The sequence below is a fragment of the Hymenobacter sp. UYP22 genome (assembly GCF_040547285.1).
Lineage (GTDB): Bacteria > Bacteroidota > Bacteroidia > Cytophagales > Hymenobacteraceae > Hymenobacter.
In genome coordinates this window covers 150,638-166,802 of the sequence record NZ_JBEPPK010000007.1, presented here as the reverse complement: position 1 = coordinate 166,802, position 16,165 = coordinate 150,638, and the positions used below count along the sequence as shown (strand labels likewise).

Below are 16,165 nucleotides of genomic sequence, written 5' to 3'. Positions count from 1 at the left end.
TTCTGTAGCTGACTACGTTTTTAATACTGCGAGATAAAGGCAAAAGCCTGCAGCGTGTAGGTGGCTACCGAACTGAAGTGGTTACCTCCCTGGATGGGCCGGAGCGTTACCTGCGTGGCTCCCTGGGCGCGCATGGCGGTATAAGCATCCTGCGAGTTGAAGTAAGGCACGTAATCATCGGCGGTGCCGTGGAACAGGGCTACCGGGGCTTTGGGCTTCCAGTCGTAGATGTCGTTATCCGTGAGCGAGGCCGTAAGGGCTGCATCCGAGCTGGTGGTTACTGCCTGCCGGAACGCGGGAGCAAACAGGGCGCTGGCTTGGGCAGGCACTTCGCTGAACGGGTTGGTTTGCAGGCGGCTGGCGTAGGGCTCCTGGTAATAGTAGGTAGCCGGCCGGCCCAGCTTGTACACGCGGTTGTAGGTATCCAGCACCCATACGTAGGTGCTCAGGAAGTTGAGCGGCTGCGTGGAACTCATGATGTACTTGGCAAACGCCGATTTATGGTAGGCCCCCGCCCCCGGGGCACTGGCCGTTACTGGCAGCTCCGTCGGAAATTTTTCCTCCAAGTACTTGTGCAAAGCCATGGTGGCGTACCCGCCCTCGGAGTAGCCCAGCAGAAAGTTCTTCTGGTTCACGCTGATGTTTTCCTTCTTACAGAATTCCCGGGCCGCCCGCAGCATATCGGCCGAGGCCGAGGCCAGGGAGGCAGCGTGCTCATACGGATGCGGCAGAGCCTTGGAGGCGCCGTAGCCAATGTAATCGGGGGCCGACACCACGTAGCCCGTGGCCGCCAGCACTGATACCGCCGACCACAACTCGCTGCTTTGGCTGTAATACGAAGGCGCCCGGTTCTCGTCATCGGGCCGGATGGTGCCGTGCTGGTAGCTGATAACGGGCAGGGCCGCAGTGGCTACCGGCACCAGCAGCGCCCCGGAGGCCGTTACCGCTTGCCCGTCGGTGTTGCGGGTGGTATAGGTAAGGCGGTACACCTTCACGGAGTAGCGGGCCAGAGAGCCGACCAGCGGAATATCCTGTACCCGCGCCGCTAGTTGCGCCGGCGTGTACTCACCCAAGAGCGTGCTGCCCGTGAGCACAGTGGCCGGCACCGCAGCTTCGGGGGTAGTAGGAGCGGGTGCCGGATCGGAGGCCGAGCTTTGGCAGCTGGCCCCCAGCCACAGGGTGGCTACCAAGCCTACCAAGCCCATTTTATGCGTGTGCGCCAAGGTGCGCAGCCGGGAAATTACTATCACAAGCAGTTGATTAGCTGAATCCTGAATACAGCCTTACAACACTGGATCGAGGCTTTCTTGTTCCGGCTGGTTGAGCGGTTATTATCCGGCAATTTTTTTCAGCTAAGAAATTAGTTTATTAACTAAACAATTAGTTATATTGGTCTACTCATTCACCCCGACATATATGGCAGAGAATAATTTCCCGGAACTGACCCGGGCCGAAGAACAGGTAATGCAGGTGCTTTGGCAGCGGGGGCCCTCTTACGTTAAGGATCTAGTACCCGAGCTTCCGCCCCCAGCCCCGGCTATTACTACTGTATCCACCATCATCCGCATTCTGGAGCAGAAGGGCTTTGTGGGCCACGAGGCCTTTGGGCGCACCCACCGCTACCACGCCCTAGTAGCCCAGGATGAGTACCGGCGCTTCTCCTTGCGCAAGCTGCTGGGCGGCTACTTCGGGGGCTCCTTTACCCGCTTGGTGTCCTTCTTCGCCCAGGAAGAAAACCTGGACGCGGCCCAGCTGGATGAATTGCTCCGTCATGCCCAGGCTTCCACTCCAACCCCTCCCACCAATGAGCCCGACCCTACTTCCGAGCACCACGCCTGAGTTGCTGGGCTGGCTGCTGCAAAGCACCCTGTGCCTGGGGGCCTGTTGGTTGCTGTATCGTTGCATGCTGCAGCAGGAGCGGTTTTTTCACTACAACCGCCGCTTTCTGCAGTTTACCCCCTGGCTGGCGTTACTGCTGCCGCGCCTGGTGGCGGTAGCTCTACCCCACTTGCCCACTTGGTGGCCAGCGGCGGCCAACCAGGCTTCGGGGGTACTGAACGGGGGCCTACTGCCGGGCCCCACCGTGCAGGCGGCGGGCAGCGCGCTCTACAGTTTGCCGCAGTGGCTACCTCTATTGTACTACGCCGGGGTGCTGGCCCTGCTGCTGCGCCTGGGCGGGCAAGTGCTGCACCTGTGGCTCAGCACCCGTCAGCTCCCGCGCGAGGCGCGCTCCGGTTACGTGTTGGTGCATACCGGCGGGCAGCGCCCCACCAGCTCGTTTGGGCGCTGGGTGTTCTGGGATGAAACCGTCCCGCTTACGCCCGAGGAGGTCCGTACCGTACTGGCCCACGAAATAGCTCACGTCCGGCAGGGCCACACCGCCGAGAAACTGCGCCTGGAGCTGGTGCGCGCCTTGCTGTGGCCGGTCCCCTTCGTGCATTTTTTCCCCAAAGCCCTTACGCAGGTGCAGGAGTTTATGGCCGATGCGCAAGCCCTACGCACAGTAGCTGCCCCAGCTAATGGAGCCCCGGCCGTGTACTCCGGGTTGCTGGCCCGCTTGGCGCTGCAGTCCTTTCATCCCGACTTACCGCTTACCCATTCTTTCACTCAATCCCTCACCCTTACCCGTATCCGTATGCTTACCCAATCCTCCCCCGCACGCCGCTGGAAACAGTGGCTGCTCTTGCCGCTGGGCACGGCCCTGCTAGCGGCCACCGCAGCCTGCGAAAAAGCCGGCGAATTGCCGCCCCCGCCCCCACCTACCATCGTGGCCGATGCTGCGCTGGCTCCGCCCCCGCCCCCACCAGTTCTCTACGAAAGTGAGGGGCAAACTCCTGCCGGTTATCCCGGAGGCATGACCCAACTACTGGCTGACGTGATGAAGCGGGTAAAGTATCCGGCCGTTGCCAAAGAGGCCAAAGTGGGCGGCACTGTTTTCGTGCGGTTTGTGGTAAGTGAACAGGGCCTCATCCAGGACGCAGAGGTAATGAATGCCCCCAAAGGGCCCAGCCCTGCCGTAGAGGCGCTGAAATCAGAAGCTCTAGCGGCCGTTAAAACGCTGCCCGGCCGCTGGACGCCTTGCCTACGCGACGGGAAAGCCGTAGCTACCCGCTATACTATTCCCGTGCAGTTTTCCTTAAAATAATCTACTATTCAAGTAGTTATCCAAACCGCTGTTCACTAGCAAGTGGGCAGCGGTTTGGCGTTAGGGCCGTATATTAGCCCCGAGTGCCCGCTAACACTGCGCCGCTTGGGATGTTGGGTGATTCTGCTGGGGCCACTGCTTGTTTTATACGAATGATCTGGAAGAGAAAAGAAGCTACGCCTCCTCAGTGGTTATGCCGCTTGCTGGTGCTGGGTAGCTTGCTCAGTAGCGTACTGATAACCGGCTGTGAGCCCGCCCCGCGCCAGCCTACCGCCACCGAACTGGCCCGGCACAAGCGCCAGGTAGTGCGCTACGATTCACTCCGCGCCGATTCCATAGCCCGGGCCGGGGGGCAGTTGGCGGGGGCCGTACTGCCCGACAACCGCATTGTGGCTTTCTACGGCAACCCCTTGCACAAGAAAATGGGCATACTGGGCCAGTACCCCAAGGAGGAAATGCTGCGCCGCCTCCGCTACCAAACCGCCCAGTGGCAGCAAGCCGACAGCCTGCCAGTGCTGCCCGCCCTGCACATGACGGCCGTTATTGCCCAGCGCGACTCCGGGGCCGATGGCAAATACCGCCTGCCCCTGCCCGACAGCACCATTCGGCGGGTGATCCGCTGGGGGCAGGAGCACCGGGCCCTGGTGTTTCTGGATGTGCAGGTGGGCCTTTCCGACTTGCAGCACGAACTGCCGCCCCTGGCCAAGTACTTACGCCTGCCCTTCGTGCACTTGGGCATCGACCCGGAGTTTTCCATGAAATCGGGCCGGCGGCCGGGCACGGAGGTGGGCGAGTTTGACGCGGCCGATATCAACTATGCCCGCCAGTTTCTGGCCCGGCTGGTAAGTGAAAACCAGCTGCCGCCCAAGGTGTTGGTAGTACACCGCTTCCGCCAGGATATGGTGACCAACTACCAGAACATTCAGCTGGACCCGCGCGTGCAGATTGTGATGCACATGGATGGCTGGGGCACCCCCCGCATCAAGCGCAGCTCCTACCGGAAATTCATCAAAAAGGAGCCCGTAGAGTACACTGGTTTCAAGCTGTTCTTCCGCAACGACCAGCGCCCCGGCTCCCGCCTCATGACGCCTCAGGAAGTCGTTAGCCTCTCGCCCGCCCCGCTTTACGTGCAGTATCAGTGAAAAGGGAGTAGTGAGCTTGTGCAGGGTGCAGCTGTCAGCTGAACGCCCGCTTACCAGGACCTGCGCAGACTGCACCGTTGGAGTGCCCGGCTCACAATTTCACAAATTCGCAATTTCACTTTTGAGAAACCCGTACCTTCGCTGCGTTTCCTGACTTCAATACCTTTCCACTCAGTGTCTTATTTCCGGACCTTCACCCGCCTGACGGCCCCCGCGCTGGCTTCCCTGGGCCTCGCCTTTACCCTCACCACCCTGCCCGGCTGCGGCTCCCGCTCCGGCACCGACTCGGAAAATGCGGCCGTGGTAGCCGATACCACTAAGCCTGCTGTGGTTGACACGGTGAAGCTGAAAATGGAAGCCATGCGCCGCGACTCGCTCAAGGCCGACTCCATCGCCAAGAAAAACGGCCAGCTGCCGGGTGCTATTCTGCCGGGTCACCGCATCGTAGCTTTCTATGGCAACATCCGCTCGAAGGGCATGGGTATTCTGGGCCGGGAGCCGAAGGAGCAGATGTTCCGCAAGTTTGAGGGCGTATTGAAGGAATGGCAGGCCGCCGACCCCAGCATTCCGGTGCAGGCCGCGCTGCACAACGTGACCATCACGGCCCAGGGCACGCCCGGCAAGGATGGCAAGTGGCGCCTGATGAACTCCAAAGCCACTATTGAGGAAGTGCTGAGCTGGGCCAAGGAGCACAACTGCATTTTGTTCCTGGACGTGCAGCCGGGCCACAGCACCTTGCAGGCCGAGCTGCCCAAGCTGGAGCAGTACCTGAAGGACCCCATCGTGCACCTGGGCATCGACCCCGAGTTTTCGCTCTCCACCATGCCCGGCGTGCGCCCCAACCAGAAAATCGGGACGCTGGATGCTAAGGACGTAAACTTCACGGTGAACTTCCTGGCTCGCATCGTGAGCGAAAACAAGCTCCCGCCCAAAGTGCTGACGGTGCACCGCTTCACCCGCAAGATGATCAGCAACTACAAAAACATCAAGCTGGACCCGCGCGTGCAGATTGTGATGCACATGGACGGCCACGGCGAACCAACCCTGAAAAAGGATTCCTACAAAGCCTACATCCAGAACGAGCCCGTGCAGTACACCGGCTTCAAGCTGTTCTACGAGTACGACGCCCGCCCCAAGCCCCACCACATCATGACGCCCAAGGAGGTGCTGGCCGAGCTAACCCCCAAGCCACTGTACATTCAGTATCAGTAGCGGCAGCGGTGATTTAGTGAATTGGTGATTTAGTGAGCTTGATGTTCGGGAGGCATTGGTTTGCGCGGAAAGAACACCAAACTCCTTGTTTTATGAAAACGAAAGCGGCCCCCACAACGAACGTTGTGGGGGCCGCTTTGCGTAATTGCAAGTTGCCAGAACATCAAACTCACTAAGTCACCAACTCGCTAAATCACCGCTAGTGCGCGGCGTTCAGGTCTACTTTTTCGCCGGGTTTGGCGCGCTGGATGAGGAGCATCAGGGGCAGGCAGAGCAAGAAGAAGGCACCAATCATCAGGAAGGTCTGGCCGTAGGTGATGATGGAGGTCTGCTTCATGATCATGCCGCTGAGGGCGGCGTAAGCCTGTTGCTGGGCATCGAGGAAGCTAGCGCCTTTGCTCATGAAGCTGGCCGTGAGGCCCTGCAGGCGCTGCTGGGTTTCGGGGTCGTAGAGCGACACGTTGGAGGCCACGCCCACCCGGTTCTGGGCAATGGAGCGTTCCAGGTAGGTGCCCACCAGCGCCACCCCGAACGACCCGCCGAGCTGGCGGATCATACCGGTGAGGCCGGCGGCCTGGCCCGCATCCTTGCCACTGATACCGCTGAGCGACATGGTAGTGATGGGCAGAAACAGCAAAGCTAGTCCGAACCCGCGCAGCAGCAGCGGCCAGAAAAAGTCACTCTCCCCGGCCGTGGGCGAAATTTGGGTGCTCATCCAGTACGAGAACAAGAAGAAGGTGATGAAGCCCACCGGCAGAATGTACTTCTGCGGCACGCCACCCTGAATCATCTTGCCCACCACCGGCATCATAAAGCCCGAAAGCAGGGCCCCCGGCAGCAAAATGTAGCCGGTCTGCTCGGCCGTAAAGCCCAGAATCCGCTGGCAGAAAATTGGAAAGACGAACACCGAGGCGAACAGCCCGAACCCGAGAATAAACGACAGGAACGCCCCGATGGCCAAGTTGCGGCTGCGCGTGAGCACCCGCAAATCCACGATGGGTTGCTTGGCCGTCAGCTCACGCCAGATGAAGCCCACCACGCCGATTACCGAAAGCAGGGTAAAGAAGTTGATGTACAGGCTCTCGAACCAGTCTTCGGTTTCGCCCTGCTCCAGCACCAGCTGCAAGGAGCCCACCCCCAGAATCAGCAGGAAAATACCCAGCCAGTCGATTTCGCGCAGGGGCCGCGGAATGGCGTTTTTGATGCGCTCCGGGTCGCGAATGAACAGCACGGTGAAAATGCTGGCCATAATGCCCACCGGAATGTTCACGTAGAAAATCCAGGGCCACTCGTAGTTAGTTACAATCCAGCCGCCGAGCGTGGGCCCAATGGTGGGGCCGATAATCACGCCCATCCCGAACAGGGCTTGGCCCAGGGCCAGCTGCTTGGGCGGAAACGTGTCGATGAGGATGGCCTGGGAGGTAGCCATGAGGGCCCCGCCGCCAATACCCTGAATAAAGCGGAAGGCAACCAGCTCCCAGATGTTGGTGCTCTGTCCGCAGGCCATGGAGGCCAGCGTGAACAGAATTACGGAGAACAGGTAGTAGTTTTTGCGGCCGAACTGCTCGGCCAGAAAGCCCGTCATCGGAATCACGATGACGTTGGCAATGCCGTAGGAGGCCACTACCCAGCTGACCTCCTGCTGCGTGGCCGAGAGGTTGCCCATCATCTGGGTCAGGGCCACGTTCACAATGCTGGTATCAATGAGCTCCAGCAAGCAGCACATCACCACCGTAATGACGATGATCCACTTGGTAAATCCGGTTTCCATGCGGTGATTTAGTGACTTAGTGATTTAGTGAGTGGGTTTAAGCATCTTTCTTAGCCTCATCCATATCACTACTTATATTGTATGAACTCAAATCAGCCGGTAGACCGAGCAACCTTTAATGAGTTGCTACGGGAGCGAACTAAACAGGCTTCATTGCGAGTAATTCGCCTATATCAACAGCTACCTCATTCTGGCGAAGCAACCGTACTGGGCAAGCAGCTTTTGCGGTCGGCAACTTCAGTAGCGGCAAATTATCGGGCCGCCTGCCGGGGACGCTCACCGGCTGAGTGGTATGCCAAGCTCTGCATCTGCGTAGAAGAAGCCGATGAAACACTCTTCTGGCTGGAATTGCTGGGCGATGCGGCGATAATGCCAAAATCGCGCCTGCAGGCTTTGGAAAAAGAATTTCTGGAAATACTGTCCTTCTTATCCAAAGCCCGCAAGAAAGCGAAACCCTGAGATGGTGATTTAGCGAGTTAGTGATTCAGTGAGTTTGACGTTCTGAAAACATTGTCTGTTTGTTCAGAACATAAAACTCACTAAGTCACTGAATCACTAAATCACTGCTATTTCACCTTCACCGTCGCCGTTACGCTCATGCCGGCGCGCAGCGGGTGTTCGGGGTCTACTTTGTCGAGCACGATTTTGACGGGCACGCGCTGGGTTACTTTCACGAAGTTGCCCGAAGCGTTATCGGGGGGCAGCAGGGCGAAGCGGGCCCCTGTGGCGGCCGACAAGGACTCAATGTGGCCCTGGAACTCCTCGTCGGGGTAGGCATCCACTTCCACTTCCACCGGCTGGCCTACTTTCATGCTTTCCAGCTGGGTTTCCTTGAAGTTGGCAATAATCCAGGTGTTACCGCTGGCTACCAAGCCCATCAGCTGCTGGTTGGGGCTCACCAGCTGGCCGGGCTGCACGCTTTTCTTGCTGACCACGCCGTTGGCCGGGGCCGTGATGGTGGTGTAGCTCAGCTGCAATTTGGCGTTGTCGAGGTCGGCCTGGCGCTGTTTTACCACGGCTTCGGCCACGGCTACCTGCTGCTGGGCGGCGGCTACCTGCTGCTGGGCCACTTTCACCTGCTGCTGGGCCGTGCTGCGCTGGGCCGTCGTCGATTTCAGGTTGGCCTGCACGGCATCGTACTCGCTCTGCGGGATGATGTCCTCCTTGCGCAGAAACTGGCTGCGCTTCAGGTCTTTTTCGAGACGGGCGCGGGTGGCATCACTCACGCCAATGGCCGATTGGGCCGAGCTGACGTTGGCCGAGGCCGTGCCCACGGCGGCGCGGGCGGCTACTACGTTGGCCTGAGCGGCGGCCAGGGCGGCTTCGGCGGCATTCACGCGCTGCTGCTGGTCGGCGGGGTCCACGGTTACCAGCACGTCGCCTTTTTTTACCGGCTGGTTGTCCTGCACCTTTACCTCTAGTACCGGGCCCGATACCCGGGGCAGAATGGGGTACACGTCGCCCTCTACCTGGGCATCGTCAGTTTCTTCGTGGGCCTGCCCAAACTGGTAGCGCTGCCAGCCGAAGTAACCGCCTACCAGCAGCACCAGGGCCAGAATAATCAAGATAATCGGGCGCTTGGAGCCGCCCTCCGCTTGCTCGTCCACTGCCGGCTCGTAAGCGGCAGATTGCGTAGGCGCTACGGCCGGATCGTGTTGAACGGGAGTTGCCATATGGGTATTCAGTTGTTCGGGTTTCAGAGGAAGAAAAAGCGGTTCACATGTACAAACCGCACAATCGTAATATGTTACGCCGATTGGCGGTAGGCTTGCGGGCAGCCGGGCGTTACCAGCAGCGTCGCGCACGGGGCCGTCCGGACGACAGTTTCGGCGGTGCTGCCCATCAGAAAGCGCGTAAGGCCCGTCTGGCCGTGCGCCCCGATAACGATGATATCAACGGGGTGGCGGCGGGCTTCGGCTACAATTTCGGCGGCGGCCTCGCCCGTTACCACGGCCGTGGTAACCCGGGCCCCGGAGGCCAGCGCGGCTTCCCGATGGTGGGCCAGCCGTTGCGCCAGGGCTACATCATCGGCCGGGGCCGGGGCAGTCCGGAGCTGCGGCTCCAGCACATGCAGCAGCCGCAACTCCGCCCTCGTCCCAGCCGCCAACGCCGCCGAGTACGTCACCAGGGCCTCCGTGGCAGCAGAAAAATCAATCGGACAGAGGATGGTCATGGCGGTGATTTAGTGAAATGATGGCTTAGTGAGTTGTTGTTTTGATCAAGACGAAATCAGTGAGAATCAGCGTAACTACATCACTCACTAACTCGCTAAATCACCGCTACCAAATCTGTTCGCCGGTGGCGCGGCGGAGCTGGTATTGGCCCAGGGTGTAGTTGTAGATGGATTGCAGGCGCGAGAGGCGGGACTGGGCCAGCTGGGTTTCGGCGTCCAGCACGTCCAGGTTGGAGCCCACGCCATAGCGGTAGCGGGCCTTAGCCCGGGTTAGTGCGTCGGCGGCCTGCCCGATCTGTACCTGGGAGTTGTCGTAGCGGGCGGTGCTGGTTTGCATGTTGTTCACGGCCTGCAGCACATCGGCGCGCACCTGCTCCTGGGTATCCTGGGTGCGGGCCTGCGCGCCTTTGATGGCCGACTGGGCCGTGGCGCGCTGGTATTTGTTCCGGTCCCCGTCGTAAATCGGGATGCTGAGCTGGGCCCCGGCCACCGTGTTGAAGCGCACCCGCTCCAGGTTGGGCACGATGTAGCCGTTTTTACCGCCGGCCTGGGCCACCAGGTTCAGGGTGGGCTTGTTGCCGACTTCGGCCACGCGCAGCTGGGCGGTGGCAGTTTCCTCGGCGTCCTTTGCCAGCTTCACCTCGGGGCGGTTGGTGGCGGCGCGGGCCAGCGCATCCTGCACATCCACCGACTGCGGGCTGTACTCGAAGCGGCCGCGCACGGGCGTTACCTCGCCCTCGGGGCGGTGCAGCAAGCGGGCCAGCTGAATTTCCTGGTTGCGCAGCTGATTCTGCAGGTCAATTTTGCGGTCCTGGGCCTGGGCAATGCGCACCTGCGTGGTCGTCACGTCGAAGTTGGTGCTTACGCCGCCTTCCACGCGCTTCTCCATCTCGCGCTGGTGTTGCTTAAGGGAGGCAATCTGTGAATCCTGTACCCGGATGGCTTCGCGGGCGAACAGAATACTGTAGTAGCTCTGAGCGGCGGCGTAAGCTAAGTCGCGGCGGGTTACGTTGATCTGGTCGGAGGCGGTGAGGGCGCGGGATTTGGCCGCGTTGATGGCCGCATTGGCCCGCCCGAAGTCCAGCACCGTGTAGCGGGCCGTCACGTGGGCGTCGTAGTTGTTGGCCGGGGCCAGCTGGAACGTGGCGTCACCCAGCGGAATCTTCACCACCGGGTCGATGCGGGTATAGCTGGCGGTACCGTCCACCACCGGTTTGAGGTAGGTGCGCGTCTCGTCGAGGCGGCTCTGGGCCTGGTTTACTTCTTCCTGCAGGGCATTGATGGCCGGGTTAGCATCCAGTACGGAGCGCACCGTTGTTTCCAGCGACAGAGAGTCGCCGGCCGTGGCAGCGGCCAGGGGCACTTGGGCGTAAGCCGCGCTGCCAATCAATAGCCCCAGGGTAGTGAGCAGCGGCGCGGTGTATTGAGGTCGGAAACGCATGTCGAATTTCTCTTTTGGATGTCTGCCTTTTACCCAACCGCATGCCAACACGTTAAAATCATTTTAATGCGCTTTGAAAAGTGGCCATACGACCTGCAAACTCATAAAATATTTTTCACCTATTTAAATATTGCACAGAACGAATACTGCTTATTTTTCTTAAATATCAGGAATACCTTACTTTTATTCCTGATATTTCAGGATAAATCAGTACACCTGAACCGTATTCCAGCCCCATGCCCGACCAGGACGATTCCTTACTGCTTTACCTAAACGATGCCATTGCCACCACCCGCAATAAGGAAACCTTGTTCCGGAACGTGACGGAAAAGCTGCGGCTGATATTCCCCTTTGATGCCATTACCATCATCACCCTGGATGCCGAGCACCAGTATCGCCGCGTGTTTCTGCGCGACTATTTGGGGGAAGTACTGCTGCCCGATACGCTGGAGCGCAAACCCAGCCGCCTGCCGGTAGAAGGCACGCCCATCGAACAGTTTGTGCGCCAGCCCCAGCTGCATCAGTACGATTTGCAGGAGATGCTGCGGGAGTACCGCTTTCAGCCATTTGAGGCACTACTGGCCAAAGGCATGCGCTATTTTACAGTAGTACCACTGCGCACCGGCGGCCAACTCATCGGGTTGTTGTCGTTGGTGGCCCGGCGGCGGCCGGAGCTGTCAGCGCTGGATGCCGATTTGCTGGAAAAGATTGGCAGCCTGGTGGCCGTGGCCGTCACCAATACGCTGGCTTTCGAGGACATTGCCCGGCGGGAGCAGGAGAAAACTATGCAACTGGCCCTCAACAACGCGCTGCTCAGCATCAAGGAGCGGGGGGAGCTGTTCCGGGCCATTGCCGCCGAAATCAACCGGGTGGTGCCCTGCGACTATTTTGGCGTGCGAATCCGGGAGGCTAACTCCCCCACTCGGGCCCTGGCCGAGTTCAACAAACAGCCCGACGGCTCCTTTCAGCCCCTGGATGAAAACCGCTTCGATGAGTTGCCCCTGACCTTGCGTACCAAGGAGTCGATGCAGCTGATTTTCCGGGAGCCCGGCGTGTACGTGGGCGAGGACTTCGAGGCCCTGGCTCGGCGCCACGAACTGCTGCGCTACATTCGGGAGGAGCGCGGCACCCGCTCGGTGCTCTGCGCCCCCCTCGATACCACCGAGGAGGCCACCACCGTGCTGATTATGGCCAGTCGTCAGCCCTTCGCCTTTACCGAGGAAAGCCTGGAGCTGATTCTGGCCCTGGTACCGCAGGTTCGGCTGGCCATCCAGAACGTGCTGGCTTTTGAGCAGATTGACGCGCTGCGGGCCCAGCTGGAGCAGGAGCGAACCTACCTCATCGACGAAATCAACACCACCGCCGCCGCCCGCCTCGACGATTTTGTGGGCGGCAGCGCCGTGATGCAGCAGGTGTACACCCGCCTGGCCCAGGTAGCACCCGCCACCACCACCGTACTCATCACCGGCGAAACCGGCACCGGCAAGGAGCTGGTAGCCCGGGCACTGCACAACCTCTCCCCGCGCAAGGAGCGGGCCCTCATCAAAATCAACTGCGCGGCCCTGCCGGCCCAGCTGATTGAAAGCGAACTATTCGGCCACGAGAAAGGCGCGTTTACGGGGGCCCACGACCGGCGCATCGGCAAGTTTGAGCTGGCCGATGGGGGCACGATTTTCCTGGATGAAGTGGGCGAACTGCCTTTGGATTTGCAGGCCAAGCTGCTGCGGATTCTGCAGGAAAAGGAGTTTGAGCGCATCGGGGGGCGGCGCGTCATTCATACTGATGTGCGGGTGCTGGCGGCTACCAACCGGGTGCTGGAAGACGAGGTAGCCGCCGGCCGCTTCCGGGCCGATTTGTACTACCGCCTCAATGTGTTTCCGGTGCGGCTCCCGGCTTTGCGGGAGCGGCCCGAGGACGTGGAGCCCCTGATGCGGCACTTTCTGGAGCGCTTCACCAAGCAGATGGGCAAACCCGTGCGCGGCCTGCGGGAGCGGGATTTGCGGGCCCTGCAGCAGTACAGCTGGCCGGGCAACGTGCGGGAGCTGGAGCACGTGGTGGAGCAGGCCGTTATTGTGAGCCAGGGTGCGTTTCTGGAGTTTCAGGGGTTTGCTGCCGCCACCCAAACGGCCCCGGCGTTGCCGGAACCCAACGGCCCCATCAAAACCCTCAAAGACCAGGAACGCGACCATATCCTGCAGACGCTGCACCGTACCGGCGGGCGCGTCAGCGGCCCCAACGGCGCGGCCGTCCTGCTCGATATCAACCCCAAAACCCTGGAAGCCCGCATGAAAAAGCTGGGCATTCAGCGCACGGTGGAAGTGAGGTGAGCGGGTGAGCGGGTGAGCGGGTGAGCGGGTGAGCGGGTAGATAGTTGAGCAAGGTAATCTGTCATCCTGAGCTTGCCATCCATTCAGCAACACACCCATCCAGCTATTCTTCAGTTCAACCATTCGTCCCGGGGCCGCGTACACCTGGGCACTATTCATCCTTACCTGAACCTCATGGCCCAGCCCACCTCCACGCCCCAGCATACCGACCCCGCCACCAAGCGCGACGAAAAGAAGAACGAGGAAACCAAAACCGATAAGCCCGACGGCAAGAAGAAAACGACCCAGAAAGGCTCCTAAGCCGCTGGGGTTACTACCCGAAAAGCCTGGTTGCGTCGCAGCCGGGCTTTTTTGTGCCCCGACGGCCCTGACCCGGAGCTTTCCGCCGCGCTCCGGTGTTTTGCCCGTACTTTAGAACCGCATGCCCACTCCTCCCCCCGACCTGATCCAGCTAACCCGCGCCCAGGTGTTGCAGGCCCTGCGCCACATGGACGCCGAGGGCCCGCGCATGCCGCTAAGCACCGTGTATGACCTGGTATACAAAAGCAAGCGGTACGCGCCCCGCGCCGTGGCCCAATTGGCCTACCGCCTGGCCCTGGGCCAGCCCGATGCGGTGTGGCCCCTGCCCGCCGGCGCGCCCACCAACCAAGTGCTGGAAAAGCTTAGCTTCACCATTGCCACTAAGCGCCCCACCCTGGAAAACTCGCCGCTGCTGGATGGGGATGTGGCCGCCCAGGAGCAGATGCAGGAGTTGTACACGGGCCCCGTACCGGAAGCGCCGCCCGCCAAAACCCGCCGAAGCGACGCGGCAGTGCCCCCCGCGCCCGCCGAGGTGCAGGAGCCGGTGGCCTCCTACGCCGCGCCCGAGCCCTACGCCAAGCCCCAGGCGTTGGCCGAGCTGTTCATGTCGGAGGAGAAGCTGGACGCGGCCCTGGCGGCTCTGCGGCGGCGGCGTAACCTGATTCTGCAGGGTCCGCCCGGCACCGGCAAAACGTTTCTGGCCCGGCGGCTGGCCTGGCTGGAGCTGAGCGCTACCGATGCGCGTCGCGTGGAGTTGGTGCAGTTTCACCCCAGCTATAGCTACGAGGACTTTGTGCAGGGTTTCCGGCCCGACGGCCAGGGGCAGTTTCAACTCCAGAACGGCATTCTGCTGAACTTCTGCCAGCGCGCCGCCCAGGATTTGGAGCGGCCGTATTTCCTGCTGATTGATGAGTTGAACCGGGGCAACGTGGCCCGCATTTTCGGGGAGTTGCTGCTGCTGCTGGAAGCTGATAAGCGCGGCCCTGCCCACGCCGTGCGCCTGCCCTACGCCCCGGCCGGGAGTGCGCCCTTCTTCGTGCCCGACAACGTGCATATTATCGGAACCCTGAACCTGGCCGACCGGAGCCTGGCCCCGCTGGATTACGCCCTGCGTCGCCGCTTTGCTTTCGTGAACCTGAAACCCGAGTTTGGCCCGCCGTTGCAGCAGTTTTTGAGCGAGCAGGGTGTGCCGGAGGCCATCATCACCCGCCTCACTACCCGTTTATCCGACCTCAACCACGTCATTGCCGACGACCCGGAACTGGGCCCCGACTACTGCATCGGGCACAGCTACTTCTGCCAGCCGCCGCCCGACCCGGCCGAAGCCACCGCCTGGCTGCAACTGATTCTGGATCAGGAAATTGCGCCTTTGCTGACTGATTACTGGCTAGACCAGCCCGCCAAAGCGGCCCAGCAGACGAAAAAGCTGCTGAGCTAACGGCCCGCGTATGATTCCCATTCAGAACCTGTACTACCTGCTGTGCTACGCCTGGAACCGCCTACCGGACCTCGGGGAGCTACAGACCACGGCCACTGAGGAATTTCACCGCCCCCTGGAACTACTCACCCGCCTGCTGCTTACGGCCACGCGCCGACAGCTGCGTCAGGGTTTACCGGTAGCCTACGTGGAGCAAGTGGCCGAGCTGCCCGAGCTGCGCGGGCGGGTGCAGCTGGCCCCCACCCTCAGCCGCGACTTGCTGCGCCGGGGCCGGGCCGTATGCACTTTTGATGAGCTGAGCACCAATACGCCCCTGGCCCAACTGGTCCTGGGCACCTTGGAGCAGCTCGGCCGCAGCCGCCATCTGCCGCCCGCGCTTCGCCAGGAAGTGCGCGCCCTGCGCCGGCGGTTTCCGGCCGCCGTGGTCCCGGCCGTATCGGTGGCCGCTGCGTTGCGCGGGTTGCGCTGCCAGCGACTGCCCGGCTCCCTGGCTTTCCTGCTGAACGTGTGTGAGTTGATTTACCAGAGTGCGCTGCCGAATCCGGACGAGACGGGCCCGTTTCGGTTCCGCGACTTCCGCCGCGACGAGGTGCTTATGGCGCGGTTATTCGAGCAGTTTGTGCGCAACTTTTACCGCCTGGAGCAGCGCCGGTTTCGGGTGCTCAGCGAAACCATTCAGTGGCAGGCGGCAGCCGAGCAGGCCACTGACCTGGCATTTCTACCTGCCATGATTACTGATACCACCCTGGAAAGCCCGACCCGCAAAATCATCCTCGACACCAAATACTACGCCGCCGCTCTGCGCCCGCGCTACGACCAGCAGAAGCTGCTGGCACCCCACCTTTACCAACTCTACGCCTACCTGCAAAACCAGCCCACGCAGCCCCAGCAGCAGCTGGAGGGTATTTTGCTGTACCCGGCCGCCACCCAGACGCTGGATGTGCGCTATACTTTGGGTGGCCACCCGGTGCGCATCGTCACCATCAACCTGGCCCAACCCTGGTCCCAAATAGCCGCCGACTTACTGGCCCTGGTAGGCGAATAACATCAGAAATTCAGCCTTCTGAGAATAGTGAAGAGTAGCCGATTAATATTTCGCTACTGAATTGCGGGTTTTGTTGAGAATAATGCAGCCCCGCTACGGCTTTTTCGTCAGTTGGTTGCAATTGCAGCCACTTCTGGCTAACATTCCTGCAAATTCCACCTTCACTCACCA

Annotated in this window: 14 protein-coding genes; 9 read left to right on the top strand and 5 right to left on the bottom strand. The window is 60.8% G+C overall.

All coding sequences use genetic code 11. From position 1 onward, the window contains the following. Nucleotides 1-20: 20 nt before the first annotated feature. Nucleotides 21-1,250: an alpha/beta hydrolase family protein gene (locus ABIB60_RS13655; RefSeq protein ID WP_354580612.1), complete on the bottom strand. Its 1,230-nt coding sequence runs from the start codon at nt 1,248-1,250 to the stop codon at nt 21-23. Nucleotides 1,251-1,416: 166 nt separating this feature from the next. Here ABIB60_RS13655 and ABIB60_RS13650 point away from each other — a divergent pair, with 166 nt between their 5' ends. From ABIB60_RS13650 to ABIB60_RS13635, 4 genes are all read left to right on the top strand, one after another. Next, nucleotides 1,417-1,839, top strand: a complete 423-nt coding sequence (locus ABIB60_RS13650) for a BlaI/MecI/CopY family transcriptional regulator (RefSeq protein ID WP_354580610.1) — start codon at nt 1,417-1,419, stop codon at nt 1,837-1,839. Continuing rightward, complete coding sequence (locus ABIB60_RS13645) at nt 1,805-3,145, top strand: TonB family protein (protein ID WP_354580608.1); 1,341 nt, start codon at nt 1,805-1,807, stop codon at nt 3,143-3,145. The genes ABIB60_RS13650 and ABIB60_RS13645 overlap by 35 nt, the downstream gene beginning before the upstream one ends. A 152-nt stretch (nt 3,146-3,297) precedes the next feature. After that, complete coding sequence (locus tag ABIB60_RS13640; protein WP_354580606.1) at nt 3,298-4,287, top strand: hypothetical protein; 990 nt, start codon at nt 3,298-3,300, stop codon at nt 4,285-4,287. A 174-nt stretch (nt 4,288-4,461) separates the two neighbouring features. Continuing rightward, nucleotides 4,462-5,499, top strand: coding sequence for a hypothetical protein (locus tag ABIB60_RS13635; protein ID WP_354580604.1), 1,038 nt, complete (start codon nt 4,462-4,464; stop codon nt 5,497-5,499). 199 nt (nt 5,500-5,698) lie between these two features. Here ABIB60_RS13635 and ABIB60_RS13630 read toward each other — a convergent pair whose 3' ends face one another. Continuing rightward, nucleotides 5,699-7,270 (bottom strand): DHA2 family efflux MFS transporter permease subunit, encoded by a 1,572-nt coding sequence (locus ABIB60_RS13630; protein ID WP_354580602.1) that lies wholly within the window; start codon nt 7,268-7,270, stop codon nt 5,699-5,701. An 81-nt stretch (nt 7,271-7,351) separates the two neighbouring features. Here ABIB60_RS13630 and ABIB60_RS13625 point away from each other — a divergent pair, with 81 nt between their 5' ends. Continuing rightward, nucleotides 7,352-7,729 (top strand): four helix bundle protein, encoded by a 378-nt coding sequence (locus ABIB60_RS13625; RefSeq protein WP_354580601.1) that lies wholly within the window; start codon nt 7,352-7,354, stop codon nt 7,727-7,729. Between the two features lie 107 nt (nt 7,730-7,836). Here ABIB60_RS13625 and ABIB60_RS13620 read toward each other — a convergent pair whose 3' ends face one another. The 3 genes from ABIB60_RS13620 to ABIB60_RS13610 all read right to left on the bottom strand — a co-directional run bounded on the left by ABIB60_RS13620 (nt 7,837) and on the right by ABIB60_RS13610 (nt 10,884). Then, the gene (locus tag ABIB60_RS13620) at nt 7,837-8,943 is read right to left on the bottom strand and encodes an HlyD family secretion protein (RefSeq protein WP_354580599.1); all 1,107 of its coding nucleotides are present in this window, start codon (nt 8,941-8,943) and stop codon (nt 7,837-7,839) included. A gap of 74 nt (nt 8,944-9,017) precedes the next feature. Further along, nucleotides 9,018-9,443: a universal stress protein gene (locus ABIB60_RS13615; protein ID WP_354580597.1), complete on the bottom strand. Its 426-nt coding sequence runs from the start codon at nt 9,441-9,443 to the stop codon at nt 9,018-9,020. Between the two features lie 106 nt (nt 9,444-9,549). Then, entirely contained in the window at nt 9,550-10,884 is a 1,335-nt protein-coding gene (locus tag ABIB60_RS13610; RefSeq protein ID WP_354580596.1) for a TolC family protein, read from the bottom strand. A 236-nt stretch (nt 10,885-11,120) separates the two neighbouring features. Here ABIB60_RS13610 and ABIB60_RS13605 point away from each other — a divergent pair, with 236 nt between their 5' ends. From ABIB60_RS13605 to ABIB60_RS13590, 4 genes are all read left to right on the top strand, one after another. After that, a complete protein-coding gene (locus ABIB60_RS13605) occupies nt 11,121-13,211 on the top strand; it encodes a sigma 54-interacting transcriptional regulator (RefSeq protein ID WP_354580594.1) in 2,091 nt (696 codons plus the stop codon). Nucleotides 13,212-13,283: 72 nt separating this feature from the next. Beyond that, a complete protein-coding gene (locus tag ABIB60_RS13600) occupies nt 13,284-13,511 on the top strand; it encodes a hypothetical protein (RefSeq protein ID WP_354580593.1) in 228 nt (75 codons plus the stop codon). 121 nt (nt 13,512-13,632) lie between these two features. Next, nucleotides 13,633-14,949, top strand: coding sequence for an AAA family ATPase (locus tag ABIB60_RS13595; protein ID WP_354580591.1), 1,317 nt, complete (start codon nt 13,633-13,635; stop codon nt 14,947-14,949). 10 nt (nt 14,950-14,959) lie between these two features. Continuing rightward, nucleotides 14,960-15,994 (top strand): 5-methylcytosine restriction system specificity protein McrC, encoded by a 1,035-nt coding sequence (locus tag ABIB60_RS13590; protein WP_354580590.1) that lies wholly within the window; start codon nt 14,960-14,962, stop codon nt 15,992-15,994. The last annotated feature ends 171 nt before the right edge of the window (nt 15,995-16,165 follow it).